This window comes from Sphingomonas sp. CFBP 13733, from assembly GCF_014841795.1.
Taxonomy (GTDB): domain Bacteria; phylum Pseudomonadota; class Alphaproteobacteria; order Sphingomonadales; family Sphingomonadaceae; genus Sphingomonas; species Sphingomonas aerolata.
Genome location: NZ_JACYUP010000004.1, coordinates 402,543 through 427,258, shown reverse-complemented (window position 1 = coordinate 427,258; position 24,716 = coordinate 402,543). Strand labels below are relative to the sequence as shown.

At 66.0% G+C, this 24,716-nt stretch carries 16 protein-coding genes and 1 tRNA gene; 11 read left to right on the top strand and 6 right to left on the bottom strand.

Going from position 1 to position 24,716, the window contains the following annotated elements; all coding sequences use genetic code 11:
• The first annotated feature begins 287 nt into the window (after window positions 1-287).
• Both rplJ and rplL read left to right on the top strand, forming a co-directional pair.
• On the top strand, window positions 288-803 hold the full coding sequence (rplJ, locus tag IFT71_RS14495; RefSeq protein WP_031392843.1) for a 50S ribosomal protein L10: 516 nt from the start codon (window positions 288-290) through the stop codon (window positions 801-803).
• A gap of 64 nt (window positions 804-867) precedes the next feature.
• Window positions 868-1,242 carry a 50S ribosomal protein L7/L12 gene (gene rplL / locus IFT71_RS14490; RefSeq protein WP_031392842.1) on the top strand — a complete coding sequence of 125 codons (375 nt, stop codon included), beginning with the start codon at window positions 868-870 and terminating at the stop codon, window positions 1,240-1,242.
• 210 nt (window positions 1,243-1,452) lie between these two features.
• Here rplL and IFT71_RS14485 read toward each other — a convergent pair whose 3' ends face one another.
• On the bottom strand, window positions 1,453-2,796 hold the full coding sequence (locus IFT71_RS14485; protein ID WP_192141723.1) for a hypothetical protein: 1,344 nt from the start codon (window positions 2,794-2,796) through the stop codon (window positions 1,453-1,455).
• Window positions 2,797-2,922: 126 nt separating this feature from the next.
• The gene (locus IFT71_RS21880; RefSeq protein WP_192141721.1) at window positions 2,923-4,110 is read right to left on the bottom strand and encodes an EAL domain-containing protein; all 1,188 of its coding nucleotides are present in this window, start codon (window positions 4,108-4,110) and stop codon (window positions 2,923-2,925) included.
• A gap of 662 nt (window positions 4,111-4,772) precedes the next feature.
• Here IFT71_RS21880 and rpoB point away from each other — a divergent pair.
• Window positions 4,773-8,954, top strand: a complete 4,182-nt coding sequence (gene rpoB, locus IFT71_RS14475) for a DNA-directed RNA polymerase subunit beta (protein WP_031393738.1) — start codon at window positions 4,773-4,775, stop codon at window positions 8,952-8,954.
• 199 nt (window positions 8,955-9,153) lie between these two features.
• Complete coding sequence (rpoC, locus tag IFT71_RS14470) at window positions 9,154-13,440, top strand: DNA-directed RNA polymerase subunit beta' (RefSeq protein ID WP_031393739.1); 4,287 nt, start codon at window positions 9,154-9,156, stop codon at window positions 13,438-13,440.
• Window positions 13,441-13,552: 112 nt separating this feature from the next.
• On the opposite strand, the gene IFT71_RS14465 is transcribed toward rpoC, so the two are convergent.
• The gene (locus tag IFT71_RS14465; protein ID WP_192141719.1) at window positions 13,553-14,317 is read right to left on the bottom strand and encodes a metallophosphoesterase family protein; all 765 of its coding nucleotides are present in this window, start codon (window positions 14,315-14,317) and stop codon (window positions 13,553-13,555) included.
• A 1-nt stretch (window position 14,318) separates the two neighbouring features.
• Window positions 14,319-15,410 carry a catalase family protein gene (locus IFT71_RS14460; protein ID WP_192141717.1) on the bottom strand — a complete coding sequence of 364 codons (1,092 nt, stop codon included), beginning with the start codon at window positions 15,408-15,410 and terminating at the stop codon, window positions 14,319-14,321.
• Between the two features lie 141 nt (window positions 15,411-15,551).
• Here IFT71_RS14460 and IFT71_RS14455 point away from each other — a divergent pair, with 141 nt between their 5' ends.
• The gene (locus IFT71_RS14455; protein ID WP_192141715.1) at window positions 15,552-16,226 is read left to right on the top strand and encodes a fumarylacetoacetate hydrolase family protein; all 675 of its coding nucleotides are present in this window, start codon (window positions 15,552-15,554) and stop codon (window positions 16,224-16,226) included.
• 111 nt (window positions 16,227-16,337) lie between these two features.
• A complete protein-coding gene (locus IFT71_RS14450) occupies window positions 16,338-17,960 on the top strand; it encodes an OFA family MFS transporter (protein ID WP_197976158.1) in 1,623 nt (540 codons plus the stop codon).
• Window positions 17,961-18,055: 95 nt separating this feature from the next.
• Here the strand turns inward: IFT71_RS14450 and IFT71_RS14445 are convergent.
• A tRNA-Gly gene (locus IFT71_RS14445) sits at window positions 18,056-18,129 on the bottom strand.
• 236 nt (window positions 18,130-18,365) lie between these two features.
• Here IFT71_RS14445 and IFT71_RS14440 point away from each other — a divergent pair.
• The 5 genes from IFT71_RS14440 (at window position 18,366) to IFT71_RS14420 (ending at window position 23,764) form a co-directional block, all read left to right on the top strand.
• Window positions 18,366-21,464 (top strand): TonB-dependent receptor, encoded by a 3,099-nt coding sequence (locus IFT71_RS14440; protein ID WP_192141713.1) that lies wholly within the window; start codon window positions 18,366-18,368, stop codon window positions 21,462-21,464.
• Entirely contained in the window at window positions 21,464-22,483 is a 1,020-nt protein-coding gene (locus IFT71_RS14435) for a phytase (RefSeq protein WP_192141711.1), read from the top strand. The genes IFT71_RS14440 and IFT71_RS14435 overlap by 1 nt, the downstream gene beginning before the upstream one ends.
• Before the next feature lie 94 nt (window positions 22,484-22,577).
• On the top strand, window positions 22,578-22,826 hold the full coding sequence (locus IFT71_RS14430; RefSeq protein WP_031394956.1) for a glutaredoxin domain-containing protein: 249 nt from the start codon (window positions 22,578-22,580) through the stop codon (window positions 22,824-22,826).
• 3 nt (window positions 22,827-22,829) lie between these two features.
• Window positions 22,830-23,396 (top strand): TspO/MBR family protein, encoded by a 567-nt coding sequence (locus IFT71_RS14425; RefSeq protein WP_192141709.1) that lies wholly within the window; start codon window positions 22,830-22,832, stop codon window positions 23,394-23,396.
• A complete protein-coding gene (locus IFT71_RS14420; RefSeq protein ID WP_192141707.1) occupies window positions 23,393-23,764 on the top strand; it encodes a DCC1-like thiol-disulfide oxidoreductase family protein in 372 nt (123 codons plus the stop codon). Before IFT71_RS14425 ends, IFT71_RS14420 begins: the two co-directional genes overlap by 4 nt.
• On the opposite strand, the gene IFT71_RS14415 is transcribed toward IFT71_RS14420, so the two are convergent.
• Window positions 23,761-24,681 carry an NAD(P)-dependent oxidoreductase gene (locus IFT71_RS14415; protein WP_342212666.1) on the bottom strand — a complete coding sequence of 307 codons (921 nt, stop codon included), beginning with the start codon at window positions 24,679-24,681 and terminating at the stop codon, window positions 23,761-23,763. The genes IFT71_RS14420 and IFT71_RS14415 overlap by 4 nt on opposite strands.
• Between the last annotated feature and the right edge of the window lie 35 nt (window positions 24,682-24,716).

Genomic DNA, 24,716 nt, shown 5'->3' with positions numbered 1-24,716 from the left:
CCCACCGGACCGCATCTGGGCGATTGACTTCGCGGCCGATTCGGCTATGCGGCGGCTTCGTTCGGCGGGTCCGCCTGCCGAACTCCGTCCGAGACAGTGGGTGCGCCGGGTTTGCCGGCGCTTAATCTCCCACCTAGACGGGGAATGAGATTTTGCGGAGCGCTTCCGGCGCCTGCCCTCTCCCATGCCCCATCGACGAGACACCCGGAAGCGCGGGCTTGTCTGCGCCTCCGGTTAGTAACCGGGTCCACCGTGCAAATGGTGAACCTGAAAACGTGGAGAATGGCATGGATCGTGATCAAAAGACCGCGGCCGTAGCCGAGCTGAACCGCACCTTCTCCGAGGTCGGCGTCGTCGTTGTGACGCGCAACCTCGGCCTGACCGTCGCACAGTCCACTGTGCTGCGGAACAAGATGCGCGACGCCGGCGCGACCTACAAGGTCTCGAAGAACAAGCTTGCCAAGATCGCAATGGACGGCACCGACTACAGCTCGCTGGGCGACATGCTCACGGGTCCGGTCGGTCTGGCCAGCTCCATCGATCCCGTCGCGGCCGCCAAGGTGGCCGTGGAATTCGCGAAGACGAACGACAAGTTCGAAATCGTGGGTGGGGCGATGGGCGCGACGACCCTCGACGTCGACGGTGTGAAGGCGCTCGCAACGCTGCCCTCGCTGGATGAACTGCGTGCCAAGATCCTCGGCCTCATCGTGGCACCTGCCACGAAGCTGGCGACGATCACGCAGGCTCCGGCAGCGCAGCTCGCGCGCGTGCTTTCCGCCTACGCGGAGAAGGAAGCCGCCTGATCTTGCAGGCTCTTTCGTTACTTTTTGAACTGATGGGGCACATGCCCCGAGATGGAGATTTATCATGGCAGACCTGAACGCGCTCGTTGAGAGCCTGAGCGAACTGACCGTTCTCGAAGCAGCTGAGCTTTCGAAGCTGCTCGAAGAGAAGTGGGGCGTTTCGGCCGCAGCAGCGGTTGCAGCACCGGCAGCTGGCGGCGGCGCAGCCGCACCGGCCGCTGAAGAGCAGACCGAATTCGACGTCATCCTGACCGGCGACGGTGGCAAGAAGATCAACGTCATCAAGGAAGTCCGCGCGATCACGTCGCTCGGCCTGACCGAAGCAAAGACGCTGGTCGAGTCGGCTCCCAAGGCCGTCAAGGAAGGCGTGTCGAAGGACGAAGCCGCCAAGATCAAGGCACAGCTCGAAGCAGCTGGCGCGACCGTCGAGGTCAAGTAAGCCGCAGCGGGAGAGACGCTTCAGCCACGCTGAAGCGCACTCCCCGCAAGGCCGGCCGGCGGCATTCATGCCGACCGACGAAGCAGGGGCTTTGCCCCTGCTGGCCGCAGCTAAAAAAAGGGCGGCCCCAGCGATGGGGTCGCCTTTTTTTTGTGCCTGATAGAACGCAACCGGGCCGGATCGATGCAACCCGGCCTGTCGTCTGAGCGGCTAGACCATGATCGCGGGCGCATGGGGCCGCGCGGCGATCCCGTCATACATGCGCGCGGGGATATCGAGCCAGAACGGCGCAAGCTTGGCCGAATCGACGCGCTCGACACCGATCGCCCACGCGCGCGCGGTCTGACCGGCGATCGCCCCGCTGGCATAGCGGATGTTGACCGCGACGATCGGCACGAACATCGGCCGGTCGGCCGCGGTCATGCTGTGGATCGCCTCGCGCGACATGGCCGAGACCGTCCGGATCGTGCGTGACTCGCCCGGCGCGAGCGTGAACGGCGCGGTCGCCGGACGCGGGACCTGACCCGCATTCACGGCCGTCAGATCGGCGTCCTGACCGGCATGCGCGCTCAGCAGGACCGCCTGGATGCGTATCGCCTCCGCGATGCCCGCGCCGACATTCGTCACCACGAGCTCACACTCGGCCGTCGCGCTGAGCAGGTTCAACCCAGCACGAAGCGGGCGCAGCTCGACCGACAGACGCGCCCGCTCCGGCTCGCGCGCGCGCCGGTCGAGAAATTGCGGGGTTGCCGACGTCGCGGGCTCAGGCGCTGACGGCGGTACGATTGCCGGGGTCGGCGTCACCACCCGCGCGGGGCTCGGCGGGACCGGCGCCGGCGTGGGTAGCGGGGGAAGCGGCCTTGCTGGCGGTGCCTCGGCTTCAATCAGCGGTTCGGGCTCGTGATAGTCCAGCCGATCATGCCGTTTACGCGGCCCCCTGCGCAGCAACCACAGTGCGATGACGACGATCGGGATGACCGCCAGCCAGAGCCAGAACGGCATCGCCCTGCCCTGCTCCGGCGCGGCGATCGTGCGTTCGACAGGGGCGGAGGACGACGCGGCGGCGGGTGCGACTTCGGGGCTCGCGGTGGTTGCCGGAACGGCTGGTGCCGGAGTCGTCGGCGCCGTGGTGGCGGTCGATGCGGGCGCCGGATCCGTCCGAACGTCCGCCGCGTCGCGCGGTGCGGCGGCCGGCAGGGGCTCCGCTGCGCGCCTGGACGTCGTCGCGGCATCGACCCGCCCGGCTCGCGGCGTATCCGGCTCTGCACTGCGTGTCGCCGGCGCCCGCGCGGGGGTGCGGCTGCGCGGCAGTGCGTCCGCGGTCGTCGGAGCCGGCAGAACCAGTCGCGGCGTATCGGGTACGGGAACCGCTGCCGTCCCCGTGTCGCGGGCCTGTAGCGGCTCGAGCCCGCGAACCGTCCCGGCGGGCGCCGGTGGGGTCGACTGCTGCGACGCGGCGTCCGACGTCTGGCCCGCCTCCTGCGCGACCGCGGGCGGCGCCAGCGCCAGGCCGGCCGGCACGATCAGAAGCGCGCGGCGCCATTGTATGCTCATCGTCGAAAATTCCCTCCTGCAACGCTAGCGCGGGGAGGCCGAACGGGTCGCGGCGGCAAGCCGCCATGCGATGAGCCGCGCCGCGAGGGCGACCAGATGAACGTCCGCATCGCGAACTGCTGGCCTTCAGATCACGCGGACGTGCGCGAAGCTCCCCGCCGCCATCGGCCGGCCCCAGTAGAAGCCCTGCGCACAGCGAGCGCCCAGGTCGCGTGCGATCGCGAGATGCTCTTCGGTCTCGACCCCCTCGACGACCGTGCTCAGCCCCCGCGCGTGGCAGGACCGGACGACCTCGCGCAGGATGCCGAGTTCGTGCACGTGGCGTGCGCAATGGCCGAAAAAGTCCTTGTCGATCTTCAGCTCGGCGATCGGCAAAGTGAAGACGCGATCGAAATTCGTCGCCCCCTTGCCGAAATCGTCGAGCGAGAACACCACGCCCAGATCGCGCAACCCGTTCATGTCGCGGACCAGCCGCTGGGTATCGACCGGCCGGGCATCCTCGGTGATCTCGATGATCAGGACGCCCCGTCCCGGTCCGTTCGACGCGACGCCGCGCCGGCGCAGTTCATCGCCCAGCGCCGCCTGGAACAGCGGATCGGCCAGCACCGCCTGGCTGCAATTGATCGCAACCGGCGCGGACCGTTGCTCGACGCTCAGCGCAAGCCAGAGGTCGAGCGCGGCGGTGACCGCCTTCATCGTCGCTGCCGCCTCGATCCCCGCATCGGTCATCGCGGCGAACAGCCATTCGGGGTTCACACCCGGGATGTTGCGCAGCCGGGCGAGCGCTTCATAGCCAACAACCTGATCGGTGGTCAGGTCAATTTTGGGCAGGAACTCGTAATGCAGGTTGGGCAGCAGCCGCGATCCTGCAAGCAGCGCCGCGATCATGCGCCGGTCGCCCGCAGCGTCTTCCGACCGGCCCGTTCCGGTCGCGAGCGACGCGAGGATCGCGGTGAGTGCGCCGATCTTGTAGGTCCGCTCGAGCGACCCGACGAGCGGATGCTCGCCGATCATCGCCTCGCCGAGGACGGCGGACGGATATTCGCCCGGCGGCCGCAACTCGATCACCGGGCAGATCCGGCCGTCGTGCCCGATCTGATCGAGCACGGTGATCAGATCGTCGCCCCGCGATTGCGCGTCGGCAATCACGACGTCGGGCGCGAACGCCGTTCCCGCCGCGATCTCCGCCGCATGGCCGATCCAGGCGACGGAGTAGCCCCGCGACCGAAGCTCGGCATGCGCCTGGCACGATGCCGCGTCGGCGGCATGGACGAACAGCAGTCGCGGCAGAACCGCGCGTGCCTCCCCCGCCACAGGCAGACAAGCGCCCGCCACAGGCAGACAAGCAGAGGCCGGGCTTGCCAGCCCCGGGCCGAAACCGGCCGTCGCACCCGGTGGGGGCGCCAGACTGGGATCGGCGCTCACGCGGACGGGTCCGACCGGGCGGCTATCGACATGGGCGTGAACTCGGCAATAGGGTGGACGCTGACGAATGACGGCTGAACGACACCGGCAAGGCCCCGCCGTGCGGCGGATTCAATCCCGGTAGCCAATTGGTATCTACTAATCCTGGTCAGGACTGTCATCCCCGCGAACAGCGCCGCATCCGCAGCAGGTCGCTCATCGCCCAATAAGCCGTTGCGTGGCATTGTGATTTTATTACAACTATTTTTCCACGGGCCGCTGCGCCGCGCTCGCCTGGCCGCGAGGGCATCCCGTCTTCGACATTTTCCGCGCGAGACCGGACCGCTTTGACAAGCGCCGACCACCGCCCTATATGAGCCACTCACCACAGCATCCGGGAAATGACAGGCCGTCGCGCAGCATGTCGATCGTATTGGATGCCGGGGTTTCATTCGCCGAAAGCCGCCGCATGTGATTGCGCGCGGCCTTTTTGCGTTACTGCACGCCCCGTCCGGGGGTTCCCGGGCACGAATTTACGGCTGACCCGTCAGTTTATTGAGGGCAAATAACCTATGGCTTCCAAGGCGATCAACGAGGGCGCTGCCAAGCAGCGTCGCGACGGCGGCACCGCAAAGCGTCGCATCCGCAAGGTCTTCGGCAACATCCACGAAGTCGTGCAGATGCCGAACCTGATCGAAGTCCAGCGCGAGAGCTACGAGCAGTTCCTGCGCTCCGACAAGTCGATCGGCCATGTCTCGGGTCTCGAGAAGACGCTGCGCAGCGTGTTCCCGATCCAGGATTTCGCCGGCACGGCCTATCTCGATTTCGACGATTACGTTCTTGAGCCGCCGAAATTCGACGTCGAGGAATGCCGCCAGCGCGGGATCACCTATGCCGCGCCAATGCGCGTCACGCTGCGTCTGACCGCGTTCGAGGTCGATCCCGATACCGAGGCCAAGTCGGTCATCGATATCAAGGAGCAGGACGTGTACATGGGCGACATGCCGCTCATGACCGAGAACGGCACGTTCTTCATCAACGGCACCGAGCGCGTCATCGTCAGCCAGATGCACCGTTCGCCGGGCGTCCTGTTCGACCACGATCGCGGCAAGACGCACGCATCGGGCAAGTATCTGTTCGCTGCCCGCGTCATTCCGTATCGCGGCTCGTGGCTCGATTTCGAGTTCGACGCGAAGGACATCGTCAACGTCCGCATCGATCGCAAGCGCAAGCTGCCCGTCACGGCGCTGCTCTACGCGCTCGGCATGACGTCGGAAGAGATCCTCAACTATTTCTACAACCGCGTGACGTTCGTCCGCGGCCAGGGTGGCTGGATCGTTCCGTTCCAGGTCGAGAACTGGCGTGGCCAGAAGCCGATGTTCGACATCGTCGATGCGAAGACCGGCGAAGTCGTGTTCCCGAACGGCCAGAAGATCAGCCCCCGCGCTGCGAACAAGGCGTTCAAGGACGGTCTGACCGACCTGCTGATCCCGACCGAGGAAATCTTCGGCCGCTATTCGGCATACGACCTGATCGACGAGTCGACCGGCCGCATCTACATCGAAGCCGGTGACGAAGTGACCGCCGAGAACCTCGAGCTGCTCGACCAGGCAGGGATCGAGCGTCTCGACCTGCTCGACATCGATCACGTCGCAACGGGTCCTTGGATCCGCAACACGCTCAAGGTCGACAAGGCCGAAGAGCGCGAGCAGGCGCTGTCCGACATCTACCGCGTGATGCGCCCCGGCGAGCCGCCGACGCTGGAGACGGCCGAGGCGCTGTTCTCGGGTCTGTTCTTCGATCCGGATCGCTACGACCTGTCGGCCGTGGGCCGTGTGAAGCTCAACATGCGTCTCGACCTCGACGTCGAGGACACCGTCACGACGCTGCGCACCGAGGACATTCTCGAGGTCATCAAGACGCTCGTGAACCTCAAGGACGGCAAGGGCGAGATCGACGATATCGACAACCTCGGTAACCGTCGTGTCCGTTCGGTCGGCGAGCTGCTCGAGAACCAGTATCGCGTCGGCCTGCTCCGCATGGAGCGCGCCGTGAAGGAGCGCATGTCGTCGGTCGACGTCTCGACCGTCATGCCGAACGACCTGATCAACGCGAAGCCTGCGGTTGCCGCGGTCCGCGAATTCTTCGGCTCGTCGCAGCTGTCGCAGTTCATGGATCAGACCAACCCGCTGTCGGAAGTCACCCACAAGCGTCGCGTGTCGGCCCTTGGACCGGGTGGTCTGACGCGCGAGCGCGCCGGCTTCGAAGTCCGCGACGTTCACCCGACGCACTATGGCCGCATCTGCCCGATCGAGACGCCGGAAGGCCCGAACATTGGTCTGATCAACTCGCTTGCCAGCTTCTCGCGGGTGAATAAGTACGGCTTCATCGAGACCCCGTACCGCAAGGTCGTCGACCACAAGGTGACCGACGACGTCGTGTACCTGTCGGCGATGGAAGAGGCCAAGCACACGATCGCGCAGGCCAACGCCGATCTGACCGGCGACGGCGGCTTTACCGAGGAGCTCGTCTCGTCGCGTCAGGCGGGCGAATTCCTGATGGCGCTGCCCGACAACATCACTTTGATGGACGTCAGCCCGAAGCAGCTCGTCTCGGTCGCCGCATCGCTCATTCCGTTCCTGGAAAACGATGACGCCAACCGCGCGCTGATGGGCTCGAACATGCAGCGTCAGGCCGTGCCGCTCGTCCAGGCCGAGGCGCCGTTCGTCGGCACCGGCATGGAAGAGACGGTCGCGCGTGACTCTGGCGCCGCCATCTCGGCAAAGCGTGCGGGCATCGTCGATCAGGTCGACGCGGCGCGTATCGTGATCCGTGCAACCGGCGAGATCGATGCCGGCAAGTCGGGCGTCGACATCTACACGCTGATGAAGTTCCAGCGCTCGAACCAGTCGACCTGCATCAACCAGCGTCCGCTGGTGAAGGTGGGCGATGTGGTCCGTGCCGGCGACGTGCTTGCCGACGGCCCGTCGACCGAGTTCGGCGAGCTGGCGCTGGGTCGCAACAGCCTCGTCGCGTTCATGCCGTGGAACGGCTACAACTACGAGGATTCGATCCTGATCTCCGAGCGGATCGTGAAGGACGACGTGTTCACGTCGATCCATATCGACGAGTTCGAGGTGATGGCCCGCGACACGAAGCTCGGGCCTGAGGACATCACGCGTGACATCCCGAACGTCGGCGAGGAAGCGCTTCGCAACCTCGACGAAGCGGGCATCGTCTACATCGGTGCAGAGGTCGAGCCAGGCGACATTCTCGCGGGCAAGATCACGCCGAAGGGTGAATCGCCGATGACGCCGGAGGAGAAGCTTCTCCGCGCGATCTTCGGCGAGAAGGCCAGCGACGTGCGCGACACCTCGCTTCGCCTGCCGCCGGGCGTGTCGGGTACGGTCGTCGACGTTCGCGTCTTCAACCGTCACGGCATCGACAAGGACGAGCGCGCGATGGCGATCGAGCGCGAGGAGATCGAGCGCTTGAAGAAGGATTCGGACGACGAGCGTTCGATCCTGAACCGTGCGACCTGGTCGCGTCTTCGCGAGATGCTGCTCGACCAGACGGCCACTTCGGCGCCCAAGGGCGTCAAGAAGGGCGTCGTGATCGACATGGATCTGCTCGACAGCGTCGACCGCCACGAGTGGTGGAAGTTCGCGGTCGCCGACGACAAGATCCAGAGCGATCTGGAAGCGGTCAAGATCCAGTATGACGATGCCGCCAAGCTGATCACGGACAAGTTCCACGATCGTCGCGAGAAGCTGGAGCGTGGTGACGAGCTGTCGCCGGGCGTGCTGAAGATGGTAAAGGTGTTCGTCGCGGTGAAGCGCAAGCTGCAGCCGGGCGACAAGATGGCCGGCCGTCACGGGAACAAGGGCGTCATCAGCCGCATTCTGCCGGCGGAGGACATGCCGTTCCTCGCCGACGGGACGCCGGTCGATATCGTGCTCAACCCGCTGGGCGTGCCGTCGCGCATGAACGTCGGGCAGATCTTCGAGACGCATCTGGGCTGGGCCGCACGCGGTCTGGGTCAGCAGATCACCCACGCGCTCGAAACCTGGCGCGAGGAGAATCCGGAGGCCAAGGCCGGTGCGATGCCGGAGGCGGTCCGCGATCGTCTCAAGACGGTCTATGGCGAGCAGTATCACGAAGAGATCGACGCCCGTTCGGGTGACGAGATCATCGAGCTGGCCAAGAACCTGAAGGGCGGCGTGCCGATGGCGACGCCGGTGTTCGATGGTGCACGCGAGGCGGACGTGTCGGCGATGCTGGAACTGGCGGGTCTCGACCCGTCGGGCCAGTCGGACCTGTTCGACGGACGTACCGGCGACAAGTTCGATCGCAAGGTGACGGTTGGGTACATTTACATGCTCAAGCTCCACCATCTGGTCGACGACAAGATCCACGCACGGTCGATCGGGCCATACTCGCTCGTCACGCAGCAGCCGCTGGGTGGTAAGGCGCAGTTCGGTGGTCAGCGCTTCGGCGAGATGGAGGTCTGGGCACTCCAGGCCTACGGGGCGGCGTACACCTTGCAGGAAATGCTCACGGTGAAGTCGGACGACGTGGTCGGCCGCACCAAGGTCTACGAGGCGATCGTCAAGGGTGACGACACATTCGAGGCGGGCATTCCGGAGAGCTTCAACGTGCTCGTCAAGGAAATGCGCTCGCTGGGCCTGAATGTGGACCTGAAGCAGTCGGAGCCCGGCTTCGACAGCGACGGCATCCAGATCGCGGCGGAGTAACGCGGTTGAACTAGCTCCCCTCCCGCGACGGGTTCCCATCAAAGTAGCACTTTGATGGGGCCCTTCCGGGAGGGGCCGGGGGTGGGCTCCCGGCCGGTGATGGAGCGCCAAGATCGAACCGGGTGCCCACCCCTTCCCAAGCAAGAGCTTGGGCCCCTTCCCCTCCCGCTCGCGGGAGGGGAGTTGGAAGGATCAATATATGAACGAAATGACCCCCTTCGCCAATCCGGTCGCCAAGGCCGAGACGTTCGACCAGATCCAGATCGGCATCGCATCGCCGGACAAGATCCGCAGCTGGTCGTTCGGCGAGATCAAGAAGCCCGAGACCATCAACTATCGCACGTTCAAGCCCGAGCGTGACGGCCTGTTCTGCGCGCGCATCTTCGGTCCGATCAAGGATTACGAGTGCCTGTGCGGCAAGTACAAGCGCATGAAGTACAAGGGCATCGTCTGCGAGAAGTGCGGCGTCGAGGTTACCGTCTCGAAGGTCCGCCGCGAGCGCATGGGCCATATCGAGCTCGCCGCCCCGGTCGCGCACATCTGGTTCCTGAAGTCGCTGCCGTCGCGCATCGGCCTGCTGCTCGACATGCAGCTCAAGCAGCTCGAGCGCGTGCTGTACTTCGAGGCGTACATCGTCATCGAGCCGGGCCTGACCCCGCTCGAGAAGTATCAGCTGATGACCGAGGACGAGCTCCTCGACGCGCAGGACCAGTATGGCGAGGACGCGTTCTCGGCCGGTATCGGTGCCGAGGCGGTCCGCATCATGCTGGAGTCGCTCGATCTCGAGGGTGAGCGTACCACGCTGCTCGAAGAGCTCGCGGTCACCAAGTCTGAGCTCAAGCCCAAGAAGATCATCAAGCGGCTGAAGGTCGTCGAGAGCTTCATCGATTCGGGCAACCGCCCCGAATGGATGATCCTCGAGGTCGTGCCGGTCATCCCGCCCGAACTGCGCCCGCTGGTGCCTCTGGACGGTGGTCGTTTCGCGACGTCGGATCTGAACGATCTGTATCGCCGCGTGATCAACCGCAACAACCGCTTGAAGCGCCTGATGGAGCTCCGCGCGCCGGACATCATCGTCCGCAACGAGAAGCGCATGCTGCAGGAGGCCGTCGACGCACTGTTCGACAATGGTCGCCGCGGTCGCACGATCACGGGCGCCAACAAGCGTCCGCTCAAGTCGCTGTCCGACATGCTCAAGGGCAAGCAGGGCCGCTTCCGCCAGAATCTTCTCGGCAAGCGCGTCGATTACTCGGGTCGTTCGGTCATCGTGACCGGGCCTGAGCTCAAGCTGCACCAGTGCGGCCTGCCGAAGAAGATGGCGCTCGAGCTGTTCAAGCCGTTCATCTACGCGCGTCTCGACGCGAAGGGTCTGTCGATGACCCTGAAGCAGGCGAAGAAGTGGGTCGAGAAAGAGCGCAAGGAAGTCTGGGACATCCTGGACGAGGTGATCCGCGAGCATCCGGTCATGCTCAACCGTGCGCCGACGCTTCACCGTCTTGGCATCCAGGCGTTCGAGCCAGTGCTGATCGAGGGCAAGGCGATCCAGCTTCACCCGCTGGTCTGCTCCGCGTTCAACGCCGATTTCGACGGCGATCAGATGGCCGTGCACGTCCCGCTGTCGCTCGAAGCGCAGCTCGAAGCGCGCGTCCTGATGATGTCGACGAACAACATCCTGTCGCCCGCCAACGGCAAGCCGATCATCGTGCCGTCGCAGGACATGGTGCTGGGTCTCTATTATCTGTCGATGATGAAGGAGAACGAGCCGGGCCAGGGCATGCTGCTCGGCGACATGGCCGAAGTGCATCAGGCACTGAACGCCCAGGCCGTGACGCTGCACAGCAAGATCATCAGCCGCGTTCCGCAAACCGATGAGAACGGCAAGCAGTATCTCAAGCGCTACGAGACGACGCCGGGCCGCATGCTGCTCGGCGAGTGCCTGCCGCACAGCCACAAGGTGCCGTTCGACACCGTCAACCGCCTGCTCACCAAGAAGGACGTGGGCGACGTGATCGACGAGGTCTATCGTCACACCGGCCAGAAGGAGACCGTGCTGTTCGCCGATGCGATCATGACGCTCGGCTTCCGCCACGCGTTCCGCGCCGGCATCTCGTTCGGCAAGGACGACATGATCATTCCGGACGCGAAGGTCGGTCTGGTCGATGATACCAAGGCGCTCGTGAAGGACTTCGAGCAGCAGTATCAGGACGGTCTGATCACGCAGCAGGAGAAGTACAACAAGGTGATCGACGCCTGGAGCCGTTGCGGTGACCAGGTCGCGAACGCCATGATGGACGAGATCCGTGCGGTGAAGGTCGATACGGAGACCGGCCGTGAAAAGCCGATCAACTCGATCTACATGATGGCCCACTCGGGTGCTCGTGGTTCGCAGGCGCAGATCAAGCAGCTTGCCGGTATGCGTGGCCTTATGGCCAAGCCGTCGGGCGAGATCATCGAGACGCCGATCATCTCGAACTTCAAGGAAGGCCTGACCGTCCTTGAATACTTCAACTCGACCCACGGCGCTCGTAAGGGCCTCGCGGATACGGCGTTGAAGACGGCGAACTCGGGGTACCTCACGCGTCGTCTGGTCGACGTGTCGCAGGACTGCGTCATCATCGAACCGGATTGCGGCACGACGCGCGCACTCGAAATGAAGGCGATCCTTCAGGGTGGTTCGACGATCGCAAGCCTCGGCGAGCGCATCCTCGGTCGTACGACCGCGGAGGACATCACCGATCCGAAGACCGGCAAGGTCATCATCCCGTCGGGCACGCTGCTCGACGAGCCGATGATCACGACGATCGAAGGCCTCGGCACGCAGTCGTGCAAGATCCGCAGTCCGCTGGTCTGCGAGTCGAAGATCGGCGTCTGCGGCAAGTGCTACGGGCGCGATCTCGCCCGCGGTACGCCGGTGAACATCGGTGAAGCTGTCGGCGTCATCGCCGCGCAGTCGATCGGTGAGCCGGGCACGCAGCTGACCATGCGTACGTTCCACATCGGTGGTGCAGCGCAGCTCAACGAAACGTCGAACCTCGAGGCGCATGCCGACGGTACGGTGCAGTTCCGCGATCTGCGTATCATCGTCGACCAGCGTGGCCGTCGCGTGGTGCTCAGCCGCTCGGGTGAAATCGCGATTGTCGACATGGACGGCCGCGAGCTCTCGGTCGATCGTATCCCGTACGGCGCATATGTGCTGTTCGACGATGGCCACATCGTGTCGCGCGGCGACCGGATGGCCGAGTGGGATCCGTTCACCATGCCGGTGATCACGGAGAACCCGGGCACGATCAAGTATGTCGACCTGATCGAGGGCAAGACGCTCACCGAGCAGACCGACGAAGCCACGGGCATCGCCCAGCGCGTCGTGATCGAATATCGTGCGGCGACCAAGTCGAAGGAGGATCTGCGTCCGCGCATGACCCTGCTCGACGAGACGTCGGGCGAGACCGGCCGCTACATGCTGGCAATCGGTGCGACCCTGTCGGTCGAGGATGGCGCACAGGTGTTCGGCGGCGACGTCGTGGCCCGCGTCAGCCGCGAGAGCGCCAAGACGCGCGACATCACGGGTGGTCTGCCGCGCGTTGCCGAGCTGTTCGAGGCGCGTATTCCCAAGGACTCGGCGATCATCGCCAAGATCTCGGGCCGCGTCGTGTTCGGCAAGGATTACAAGGCGAAGCGCAAGATCGGCATCCAGCCCGAGGATGGCGGCGACGTCGTCGAGTATCTGGTGCCCAAGTCGAAGGTCATCGACGTGCAGGAAGGCGATTACGTCAAGCGCGGCGACAACCTGATCGGCGGCTCGCCCGATCCGCACGACATCCTCGAGACGATGGGTATCGAGCCCCTCGCCGAGTATCTCGTGTCGGAAATCCAGGAGGTCTATCGTCTCCAGGGCGTGAAGATCAACGACAAGCACATCGAGACGATCGTTCGTCAGATGCTGCAGAAGGTCGAGATCACCGATGGCGGCGACACCACGCTGCTGAAGGGCGAGCAGGTCGATCGCGAGGAAATGGACGCGACGAACGAGAAGCTCGACAAGAAGCAGACCCGTGCACAGGGCAAGCCCATCCTGCTCGGTATCACCAAGGCGTCGCTGCAGACCCGCAGCTTCATCTCGGCGGCATCGTTCCAGGAGACCACCCGCGTTCTCACCGAGGCCGCGGTTCAGGGTAAGCAGGACATGCTGATGGGTCTGAAGGAGAACGTGATCGTCGGCCGGCTCATCCCGGCAGGCACCGGCGCAGGCCTCAACCGCCTGCGGGTCGTGGCGAACAGCCGCGATGCCTCGATGCGCGTCGCCCAGCGCAAGATGGCCGAAGCCTCGATCATCGCGCCGAAGTCGGCGAAGGAAGAGCATGACGCCGAACTCGCCCGCTCGCCGCGCGACTCCGGCGGCACGGGGGACGACGCGCTTGGCGAAGTCGTGACCTCGGGCACCGGCACCGATGCGGATGCCGGCGAGTATCTGAACAAGCCGGAGTAATGGGGCGAATCAGACGCCAGTGAAAAGGCCGCCGTCCGGATATCCGGGCGGCGGCCTTTGTCGTTTCAGGCGACTGGCGGGGCGGACGGGTCGAACCGTCCGCCCTGGCGGGTCAGCCGGCGGCTTCGCCCATGGTTCGCGGGATCGTCCGGAGCTGCTGGCCGGTGACCCGCAGCTCGTTGAACGCGGGCGGACTGCCGCGCGTCCGCTTGGACAGGGTGCCGGCACCGATCATGCGGATCTCCCGGCCGCTGCGTTCGACGGGAATGTCGAAGGGGTCGTGGACATGACCTGACAGCACGGCATGCGCTCCCGCATCGGCGAGCGCGGTCAATGCGCTGTCGCCATGGCGGGTCTTTGCTGTCCCGGTCGTGCCGCCTTCGATCAGCGGATGGTGCGCGGCAACGAAGACCAGGTGATCCTTCGGCACATCCTTGATCATCGCCAGCGCGCGCGACAGCGACCCCGGGCTGACACGCCCTTTCGACCAGTTCCAGCGCCACTGCGCGCGGGCCGTCGTCTTGAGCGGGACGATCGTGATCCCGGGCAGTTCCAGGGGTTTCTCGATCATCGATTCGACCGCGGCATAACGCTGATAGGGCGAGAAGAACCGGCGGAACGGGTCCCAGTAATAGGGGATATCGTGATTGCCGACCTCGAGCGTGACGGGCACGCCGAGGCTGCGCAACCAGTCGCCGCCACGCTGGAACTCCTCCTTCGTGGCGCGCATCGTCAGATCGCCGGTCATGATCACCGCGTCGGGCCGCTCCGCCGCGACACAGGCGGAGAACCAGGCGAGCGCTGCCGGATCCTCCGCCCCGAAATGAACGTCGCTGACGTGAAACAGCGTGTGCGAAGGTCCTGAAACATCTGCCATGTCAGGCAAGTTCGGCCAGCGTCTTGGGCTGGTGCATCGGACACCCGTTGAACGTCCCGCGGAATCCCGCCGAGAGCTCATAGGTCTCCTTGCGGACGCGATTGACGCCGCCCAGCGGCTGATGCTCGACCACGCCGTGCCACACGCTGTAGGACAGCGCATCGTCGGTATGATCGGTGACGCCATGTTCCCAGGAGATTTGCGGCGCCACCTCGAGCGTGGCGACCGTGACGAACGGGCTCGCCTGCTGATCCCATTCGACGGTCGCGTCCTCGATCGGCATCGCGTCGAGATCGGTGTTCAACTGGACGCGCAGCTCCCAGACACCACCATGCTCGATCAGCTCCTCGCGCACGACCTCGCGCAGCGCATCGGGGCGCGCGGTGATGTCGACCGTGTCGCCGGTCAGTCGCGTCAGCGCGGGTGAGACCGGGAACAGCGCGACCTTGGCGATATAGTCGCCGTAGCGCAGCGGCGTCTGCGAGAAATAGGTCTCGCCAAGCGGGTGAACGGGTTTCGCACCGCCGAGCGTCTTCAGCGTCGCAGACTCCGCCCCGACCGCTTCCAGCGCGGATTCGACGACGCGGAACGTCGCCGACATCGCCTTCTTCACACCGTCGAACCGGTCGGTCGTCTTGGCGAGCAGCTTGAGGTTCTTCGAAAAGGCCTTGGGATCGGGTGCCGCAAAGACCGGCGCGTTGACCATGATGAAGTCCTGCGTCGTCTCGCCTTCAGAGCCCGGCAGGCGATCGCCCTGCACGTCGAGGATCTTCAGCGCGACACCGCGCGGCAGGCTGACACTGTCGTCGAGAATGTCGCCCGCGTTCGTCGATATGCGCAGCACCGCCTCATGACGCCCCGGGTGTGAGAAAATGCCCTGCGCGAGTGTTTCGGGCAGGCCGTCGGCGATCGTCAGCGTGCCGCGCGCGATGCCATGTGCCTTGGCATGAACCGCGCGCACGGCATGCGCATAGTCCTGCGACGTGGTCTCTAGGATCTCGCGAAAGCTGTCCTTGAGCGACGCCAGCGTCTCAGCCTCATCGTCGGCGATGGTCTCGACCGAGGGGGCGAATCGTACGGGCTGGGTGGACATGCGGATCTCCTGTCGTTTCCGATCCAAACCCGCCGAACTCCGCGACGTTCCCGCTGCACGGGCGATCGGTACGATCCCGCACGCTGTTGCAAAGCGCCGCGCCCCGGTCCACGCGGTCGGCGCCCATCGAAGGAGAAACCGATGCAGATTCCCGTCGTCACCGCCCCCACGATCGCGATCGTCGGATCCGCGGCACGGTTTCCGGTCCGCAGGATCTTCTGTGTCGGGCAGAATTACGCCGACCACGCGCGCGAAATGGGGTCGGATCCCGATCGGCAGCAGCCCTTCTTCTTCTCCAAGCCCGCCGATGCCGTCGTGCCCGGTGGCGGCACCCTGCCCTATCCGAGCATGACGCAGGATCTGCATCACGAGGTCGAACTGGTCGTCGCGCTGGGCGCGGGCGGGCGGGACATCGATGCGACGGAGGCGACGGCGAAGATCTTCGGTCATGCGGTCGGTATCGACCTGACGCGGCGCGACCTGCAGGCGGCGGCCAAGGCGGCCGGGCGGCCATGGGACATGGCCAAGGGGTTCGACCGGTCCGCCCCGATCGGCGCGCTCACCCCCGGCGCGCCGCCTGCGACAGGTGCGATCGGGCTGACGATCGACGGCGAACCGCGCCAGTCGGGCGACCTGTCGATGATGATCTGGTCCATCGCCGAAGTCATCGCTGCGCTGTCGCGTCAGGTCGAACTCGCACCCGGCGATCTGATCTTCACCGGCACCCCCGCGGGCGTCGGGCCGATCCTGCCCGGGGTACCGGTCCGCGCGACGATCACCGATCTCGAGCCGCTCGAGGTCCTGTTCGACGCCTGACCGGCGTGCAGGGGTGATGTTTTTGTATAAAACTCAGCGTCCCCGACCTTAGTCGGCTTCCCTTTGTCTCCATCCGCCCGCATGCATCCCCTTCATAAGAAGGGGATGATGATGGCGGATGGATCAACCGGCGGGCTGCTCGACCGGGCACGGACGGTAGCAGGGCCGGGCTTTGATCGTTGGCTGGTGCCGCCCTGCGCGCTCGCCATCCATCTGTGCATCGGCATGGCCTATGGCTTCAGCGTGTTCTGGCTGCCGCTGTCGCGCGCGATCGGGATCACCGATCCGGTGGTCTGCGAAAGCATGACGCTGGCCCAGGCGCTGACGACCACCAGCTGCGACTGGCGGGTCAGCGACCTCGTCTGGACCTACACCCTCTTCTTCGTCGTCCTCGGCGCCGCGGCCGCGATCTGGGGCGGCTGGCTCGAACGCGCCGGTCCGCGCAAGGCCGGCGTCGTCGCCGCCTTCTGCTGGTGCGGCGGGATGGGGATCGGCGCGATCGGCGTGTCGATGCACCAGTTGTGGCTGATCTGGCTCGGTTCGGGCGTGATCGGCGGCATCGGTCTGGGTCTCGGCTATATCTCGCCCGTCTCGACGCTGATCAAATGGTTTCCCGACCGGCGCGGCATGGCGACGGGCATGGCGATCATGGGCTTTGGCGGCGGCGCGATGATCGGCAGCCCCCTCGCCAATTCTCTGATGAAGCACTTCTCCGGCCCGACCGGCGTCGGCGTCTGGCAGACGTTCCTCGTCCTCGCGGTCATCTATTTCGTGTTCATGATGGCCGGCGCGCTCGGCTACCGCGTCCCCGCCGAGGGCTGGAAGCCCGCCGGCTGGACCCCGCCGACCGATGCGAAGGCAGCGATCAGCCGGTTCAACGTCGATCTGAAGGATGCGCACAAGACGCCGCAATTCTGGCTCATCTGGATCGTCCTGCTGCTCAACGTGTCCGCGTCGATCGGCATCATCGGTGTCGCCTCGCCGATGCTCCAGGAGATCTTCGGCGGTCGCCTGATCGATGCGCCGGGCGTGCTCTTCACCGCATTCAGCGACAGTCAGAAGGTCGCCGCGGCGGCGGTCGGCGCCGGGTTCGTCGGCGCGATCAGCCTGTTCAACATCGGCGGCCGCTTCTTCTGGGCGTGGTTCTCCGACCGCCTGGGGCGCAAGCCGCTCTACGCGGTGATCCTGGCGATCAGCGCAGTGCTCTACGGTATCGCCGCCCCGGCACTCGCCGGCACCAGCCTCGGTCTCTTCATCCTCGTCTTCTGCATCCTCGCCTCGACCTATGGCGGCGGCTTCGCGACCGTGCCGGCCTATCTGGCGGACATATTCGGGACAAAGTTCGTCGGTGCGATCCACGGCCGGCTGCTGACCGCCTGGTCGACCGCGGGCGTTGTCGGGCCGCTGCTCGTCGCCAACATGCGCGACGGGCGGATCGCCGCAGGGATCCCGCGCGATCAGGTCTATCAGCCGATCTTCCTGATGCTCGCAGCGATGCTCGTGGTCGGCTTCGTCGCGAACCTGTTCGTGAAGCCGGTGGCAAGCCGCTTCCACATGCCGGTTACCGAGGGCGTGGCCTCGACGACTGCCGTTGACGCCACGACGGCCGCCACCAGCGCACAGCATGGCGGTGGATCGCGGTCGACCGTCATCCTCGCCTGGCTGGCAGTGGGTGTGCCGATCCTCTGGGGGATCTACATGACGCTGTCGAAGGCGGTCATTCTGATCAAGTGACCGAACGCGACACCGCGGTCGCATCGCCGGACAGGCGATCGCGACCCGGTGGTCGGCGTGGAATGGGATTTGCGCTGGCACCGACGGTATCGGCGTGGAGCGGGTGAAGGGAATCGAACCCTCGTCACTTGCTTGGGAAGCAAAAGCTCTACCATTGAGCTACACCCGCATATCGACCGCGCGTCCGTGCGGCGGATGAGCGCCGGCGGTCGCGATGCGATGGCGAGCGTCTATCGGCTCGGCGTTGGCGACGCAAGATGCTTCTCGACGGCGAATGGCATGCTGTCTCAAGGGACGCAGGGCACGACGTAACGAAACTGTCACCCCCGTGTCACCACGCTGCCATTGGTCTGCAATAGGCACCCCGGCAAGCCAGCCCATAGCTGGACCAATCGGGGAACCATCATGATCATCGGCCTGTCACACCGCGCACGCGGTCCTGCTGTCTTGCGCGCGCTTCTCATCGGCAGCGCGATGATCCCGCTTGCGATCGGGATCGCCCGCGCCGAGCCGGTCGATGGCCCCGCCGCAGCCGCAGCCGCCGCCCCGCGTGGCAATGCCAGCATCACCGGCACGATCTCGCAGGCGGGCAGTGGCGACTATCTCGACGGCGCGTCGGTGTCGATTCCCGCTCTCGGCCTCGCCACCGCAGCGGATCGCGCGGGCCGGTTCACGCTGGCCGGGATCCCCGCCGGGACGCATGACGTCGTCGTCCGCTATGTCGGCTTTCCCGATGCCCGACGCAGCGTCACGGTCACCGGCGCGGCGGTCGTGCTCGATGTCGCGATGACGATCGAGACCAACGCGGGCGGCGACGAGATCGTCGTTTCGGGATCGCGCCCGATCGCCGAGTCCGAAGCGGCGGCGCTGCAGATCCAGCGGACCAGCCCCTCGCTCGTCTCGGTGATCGCGTCGGATTCGATCGGGCGCCTGCCCGACCAGAATGTCGCGCAGGCGGTCAGCCGCCTGCCCGGCGTCGGCGTCCAGCGCGACCAGGGCCAGGCGCGCTACATCACGCTGCGCGGCAGCCCGATCAACTGGACGACGCTGTCGTTCGACGGGATCAACGTGGTCAGCCCGGAGGGGCGCGACGCACGGTTCGATTCGATCCCCTCGGCGATCGCGTCGCAGATCATCGTGCGGAAAGCGGTGACCCCCGACATGACCGGCGAGACGATCGCGGGCAATGTCGACATCATCACCCGCTCGGCGTTCGACTATCCGGGGCTGAAGGTTCAGGCCAAGGGCGGCCTCGGCCATGTCGAGCTCGGCAAGAAGACCGAATATGAAGGCTCGCTCGTCGTGTCCGACCGGTTCGACACGGGGATCGGCGAATTCGGCATCGTCTCGTCCGCCAGCCTCTATCGCCGCGGCATGGTCACCGACAATTTCGAGACCGATTTCGAAGCGGTCGACCGCGACCTGCGCCCCGGGTACGAGACGCGCAACTGGGCGCGCGAGACCGAGAACAAGCTCTACCGGCTGACGCGGAAGAACTATTCGCTGTCGAGCCGGCTCGACTGGCGCCCCGCCCCCGGCCACAAGCTGTTCGCGGAGACGATCTACTCCGCGTTCGAGGATGACGAGCAGCGCAACAACTATATCTTCGATCTCGACGACCAGCAGTCGCGCACCCCGAACGGCACCGCAGCGTGCGCGGTCAATGCGCGACCCGCCTCGGGCACCACGGGCTATGCCGATGTCTGTACCGGCAATACGCCCCTGCTCGGCACGGTGTACGGGATCGATCTCAATTCGAACTTCACGGTGCGCAAGTACAAGCAGTCGGTGTTCACCAACACGCTCGGCGGCGATCACGAACTCGGCGACTGGAAGGTCGCGTGGCGCGGCAACTACACCCGCTCGATCGACGACCGGTCGCAGCCTGCGCAGCTCAACTATGACAGCCCCTCGTTCGGCACCAATGGCGCGAATGCCGCCAACCGCCTGACCGTCGGCTATGACCTGACCGATCCGCAGCTCGCCAAGGTGCAGCTGTACCGGACGATCCGCAATGCCGATGGCAGCTTCTCGCGCGGCGACCGGGTCACGGCGATCGAGGATTTCCCGCGCACCCTGTCGCGCCTGCGCTCGCTCAAGGCGCAGGACGTGACCGAGGCCTACACCGCCAAGCTCGACATCAGCCGCGAGGCGTCGGTGTTCGGCGCCTCGACGATCCTCGCCGCCGGCGTGCGCTATGACGACCGCACCAAGACGTCGAACGAATATCTGCTCGATCTGTCTACGCCCGCGCAGTTCGCCGCGGCGGGTATCGCGACGAACTATTCGGCGATCGCCAAGCCCGGCGGGTTCCAGGGCGAGATCCCGCTCGGCTACACCTTCCAGTATTTCGACCGCGACAAGGTTCTCGGACTGGTCGATCAGGCCAAGGCGGTCGGCAGCTATGTGCGCAGCGACGCCAATTACTACGACGTCGGCGAAAAGGTCTATTCGGCCTATGCGATGGCGACCGCGACGACCGGCTGGGGCAGCATCATCGGCGGCGCCCGCGTCGAGCATATCCGCAACGACGCACGCGCCTTCTCGATCGGCACGGTCGGGACCGGCGCCGCGGCGACGACGGTCACCACGCCGATCGACGTGAAGTCGAGCCAGACGCTGGTCTATCCCAGCCTCCACCTCAACTGGGACGTCGATGACCGGATGAAGGCACGGCTGTCGTTCAACACCGGCGCCGCACGTCCCGATTACGATCAGCTGCGCCCCAATCTCAGCTATAACGACGCGAACGCCACCATCTCCGGCGGCAATCCCGATGCGAAACCCGAAAAGGCGAAGGGCGTCGATCTCTACGTCGAATATTACACGATGCCGCGCGGTTTCCTGTCGATCGGTGCCTATTACAAGGACGTCACCGACGTCCTGTTCGATTCCACGCAGACGTTCGGGCGGACGACGCTGAACACCGGCAGCGTCGATCGCTCGGGCTATCTCTATTCGACGATCGTCAACGGCGGCAGCGGCTATATCATGGGCATCGAGGGTGCGATCCAGCAGCAGCTTGAGCCCTTCACCGCCGATCTCGGGCTGCCCGAATGGATGGGTGGCTTCGGCGTCCAGCTCAACGCGACGATCAACAAGAGCCGCGCCGAGACGCCGGGAACCGCCGCCCTGCCCTCGCGCAAGGTGCCGCTGCCCGGCGCGTCGGACGCGATCTACAATCTGATCGCCTATTACGAGAAATACGGCTTTTCGGCGCGGGTATCCTACCAGAACCGCTCGGCATGGCTCGATGCGATCGGCGGCACCGACACGATCGGTGGCGTCGTCCGCGGGATCGATGGCGGCGACTTCTACTGGGCGAAGGACAATGAGCTCGACGCCAGCGTGCGGTACGCGATCAACAACAATGTCGAAATCTATGGCGATTTTGCCAATCTGCTGAACGGCCCGGGCCGCCGCTATGCCGGCTCGTCTGCCTATACGATCGAGCATGAAACGTTCGGGCGGCGCTATACCGGCGGCGTGCGGGTGACCTTCTGATGCGCGGACTGCCGCTCGTCGCGCTGATCCTCGCCGGGTGCGCGACCACGAGCGTGCCCCAGACGGCCACCGCGCCGCTAGTCGCGGCGACCGCGGAAACCGATCCGGTCGATACCGCGGCGGATGCGGCGGACGATCCCGCCATCTGGCGCAACCCCGCCGACCCGGCGAAGAGCCTGGTCATCGGGACGGACAAGAAGGCGGGCATCCACGTCTACAGCCTGGCCGGCAAGCGGCTGAGCTTCACGCCCGCCGACCGGCTGAACAATGTCGACCTTCGCACCGTCGGCACGCGCGTGATCGCGGCGGCGAGCGACCGCGCCGATGTCGACACCGCGCATGTGTCGCTGTTCACGCTCGACACCGCGGCGGCGAGGCTCGTGCCGCTCGGCCGCTTCCCGGTCGGCCCGGGCGAGGCTTACGGCATGTGCCTGTGGACGCGCGCGCGCGATCACGCGCTGTTCGGCTTCGTCGTGCTGAAGGACGGGCGGATCGATCAGCTCGCGATCGACGTCTCGGGCACGGTCCCCAAGGTCACGACAGTCCGCTCGATGAAGCTCGCGAGCCAGGCCGAGGGCTGCGTCGTCGACGACCGGACCGGGCTGCTCTACGTCGCGGAGGAAGATGTCGGGCTCTGGCGGTTCGACGCGGATCCGGCCGCACCGGGGACCGCGACGCCGATCGCGCAGGTGGACGGCAGGACGCTCGTCGCCGATGCGGAAGGCCTCGCGCTCGCGCCCTCGGGCCGCCGCGGCGGCTATCTGGTCGTGTCGAGCCAGGGCGACAACGCCTATACGCTCTACCGCCTGCCCGGCGTCACCTATGCGGGGCGGTTCCGGATCGGCGGCGGGGCGATCGACGGGACCAGCGACACCGACGGCATCGACCTGATGCTCGGCGATTTCGGCCCGGCCTATCCGGGCGGCCTGTTCGTCGCGCAGGACGGCGACAATGCCCCCGACACGCAGAACTTCAAGTTCGTCAGCTGGACGGCCGTGCGCCGCGCCCTGCGCCGCTAGCCCGCGACGTCCGGAGGGAACGTCTGGGGCCATCCCGCGCTATAGGATCTGGCATCGATCGGCGTATCGAAAGGCCGCAGATCCGAGGACGATGATGACCCAGACCCGTACCGCGACGCTGCACCGGATGGTGCTGCCCGATCACACCTGCCCGTTCGGCGTCCGCGCCAAGCAGCTGCTTCAGGCCGAAGGCTATGACGTCGACGACCAGATCCTCCGCGATCGGGACACGGTCGAGGCGTTCAAGACGGAGCACGGCATCGCGACGACCCCGTTGATCGTCATCGATGGCGAGACGATCGGTGGCTGCGACGATCTCGAACGCTATCTAGCAGAGCGCTGAACGATGGCCCATCCTGATCACCATTCGGTCGCATTGCCGGTTCCGCCGCTTGCCCCACCAGCACCGTCGCGGACCGCTGCCGCGCTGATCGTCGTGTCGGTCCTCGGCGTCAGCGCCGCGATCGGTCGCCGCAATGCGCCCGACCCCTCCCACCCGCGGACCCGCCGCTGGTACAAGCGGCTCGACAAGCCCAGTTATACGCCGCCCGACGCCGTGTTCGGCGCGGTGTGGCCGGTGCTCGAGACCGGGCTCGCCGTCGGTGGATATCGTCTCCTCCGCCAGCCCGCCGGGCCACGTCGCACGAGTGCGGTCGGGTTGTGGCTGCTTAACACCGCGATGGTCGGCGGCTGGACCGAGATCTTCTTTCGCAAGCGGGCGCTGCGATCCGGCGCGGTCGTCGCAGGCACGATGGTCGCAACCGGCGGCGCGTATGTTGCGGCGGCGGCGAAGGTCGATCGTCCCGCGGCGCTGCTGGGCGTGCCGTTCGTGGGCTGGCTCGGCTTTGCGACGTTGCTCGCCACGCGCATCAGCGCACGCAACCCCGAGTCCGACGCGGCGGACGCCCGGTGACCGATCTGGTCGTCTGGCATGACGGCTACTGCCCGCTATGCCGGCGCGAGATCGCGCTGATGCGACGGCTCGACCGGCGCGGCGCGATCACCTTCGTCGATGCCACCGATCCCGATGCGAGTTGCCCGATCGACCGCCGGGACCTGCTCGCGCGGTTTCATGCGTGTGAGGACGGGACGATGCTGTCGGGCGCCGCGGCGTTCGCCGCAATGTGGCGCGCAATCCCGGTCCTGCGGCCACTCGGCCTGCTCGCGCGTAATGGCATGGCGCTCCGCCTGCTCGAGCGCGCCTATCTCGGCTTCCTTGTGGTCCGACCCCGCCTGCAGGCCGCACTGCGCGGCAGACAGGCGGGCGAGCGGCGGCGTTAAAGCCCGGCGTTGCGCCGGACGGCGGCGCCCACCGCCGACCAGTCGACGTCCTCCCCCTCCTGCGCGATCGCGGCGCGCAGATGATCGCGCACAACGCCGAGCAGCGGCATCGGCGTCCGCAGTCGTCCCGCCGCGGTGTCGACGAGGTTCATGTCCTTCAGCCCCAGCGGCGCGGCAAAACCTGCGGGCGTGAACCGCTGTTCGACCAGCATCTCGCCATACGTCTTGTAGACCGGGGCGTTGAACAGCGTACCCGTCAGCACCTCGAGCAGCAGCGCCGGTTCGACCCCGCCCTTTTCAGCCAGCGTCATCGCCTCGGCCATCGCCTCGACCGCCGCCATGATCATGAAATTGCCGCTGAGCTTCACCAGATTGGCGGCGGACGGCGTCTCGCCGACACGGAACACACGCTGGCTGATCGCATTTAGTGCGGGCTCGCACCGGGCGATCAGATCGTCGCGTCCCGCCGCAACGACGAACAGCATTGCCGCCGCCGCCGCGGGCGGACGACCGAAGACCGGGGCCGCGACATAGCCACCGGCCTCGTTCTGGTCCGCCGTCAGCCGCTCCGCCAGCGCGACGCTGATCGTGCTGTGCGATACATGGACCGCCGGCGCACCGAGGATCCCGTCATTGCCGTAGACCACCGCCTCCAGCGCGGCATCGTCCGCCAGCATCGTCATCACCACGTCGCCCTGCGCCGCTTCGGCGGGCGTCGCGGCCCGAGTCGCGCCACGTTCGACCAGCGCATCGGCCTTGTCCGGCGAGCGGTTCCACACCGTCACCTCATGACCCGCCTCGACCAGATTGGTGGCCATCGCATGCCCCATCTGGCCCAGACCGATAAACCCGATTCTCATGATCATAATACCTTGTCCGACCGCAGCAGGATCACCCGCCGGTCCTGCCCCGCCCAACGCGCGGGCGGCGCGGATGTTCGACGCGCGCGATC

What these genes read in the sequence shown, in the direction of transcription:
- rplJ (WP_031392843.1), top strand. Translation starts at nt 288, where the DNA reads ATGGATCGTGATCAAAAGACCGCGGCCGTAGCCGAGCTGAACCGCACC.
- rplL (WP_031392842.1), top strand. Translation starts at nt 868, where the DNA reads ATGGCAGACCTGAACGCGCTCGTTGAGAGCCTGAGCGAACTGACCGTT.
- IFT71_RS14485 (WP_192141723.1), bottom strand. Translation starts at nt 2,796, where the DNA reads ATGAGCATACAATGGCGCCGCGCGCTTCTGATCGTGCCGGCCGGCCTG.
- rpoB (WP_031393738.1), top strand. Translation starts at nt 4,773, where the DNA reads ATGGCTTCCAAGGCGATCAACGAGGGCGCTGCCAAGCAGCGTCGCGAC.
- rpoC (WP_031393739.1), top strand. Translation starts at nt 9,154, where the DNA reads ATGAACGAAATGACCCCCTTCGCCAATCCGGTCGCCAAGGCCGAGACG.
- IFT71_RS14465 (WP_192141719.1), bottom strand. Translation starts at nt 14,317, where the DNA reads ATGGCAGATGTTTCAGGACCTTCGCACACGCTGTTTCACGTCAGCGAC.
- IFT71_RS14460 (WP_192141717.1), bottom strand. Translation starts at nt 15,410, where the DNA reads ATGTCCACCCAGCCCGTACGATTCGCCCCCTCGGTCGAGACCATCGCC.
- IFT71_RS14455 (WP_192141715.1), top strand. Translation starts at nt 15,552, where the DNA reads ATGCAGATTCCCGTCGTCACCGCCCCCACGATCGCGATCGTCGGATCC.
- IFT71_RS14450 (WP_197976158.1), top strand. Translation starts at nt 16,338, where the DNA reads ATGGCGGATGGATCAACCGGCGGGCTGCTCGACCGGGCACGGACGGTA.
- IFT71_RS14440 (WP_192141713.1), top strand. Translation starts at nt 18,366, where the DNA reads ATGATCATCGGCCTGTCACACCGCGCACGCGGTCCTGCTGTCTTGCGC.
- IFT71_RS14435 (WP_192141711.1), top strand. Translation starts at nt 21,464, where the DNA reads ATGCGCGGACTGCCGCTCGTCGCGCTGATCCTCGCCGGGTGCGCGACC.
- IFT71_RS14430 (WP_031394956.1), top strand. Translation starts at nt 22,578, where the DNA reads ATGACCCAGACCCGTACCGCGACGCTGCACCGGATGGTGCTGCCCGAT.
- IFT71_RS14425 (WP_192141709.1), top strand. Translation starts at nt 22,830, where the DNA reads ATGGCCCATCCTGATCACCATTCGGTCGCATTGCCGGTTCCGCCGCTT.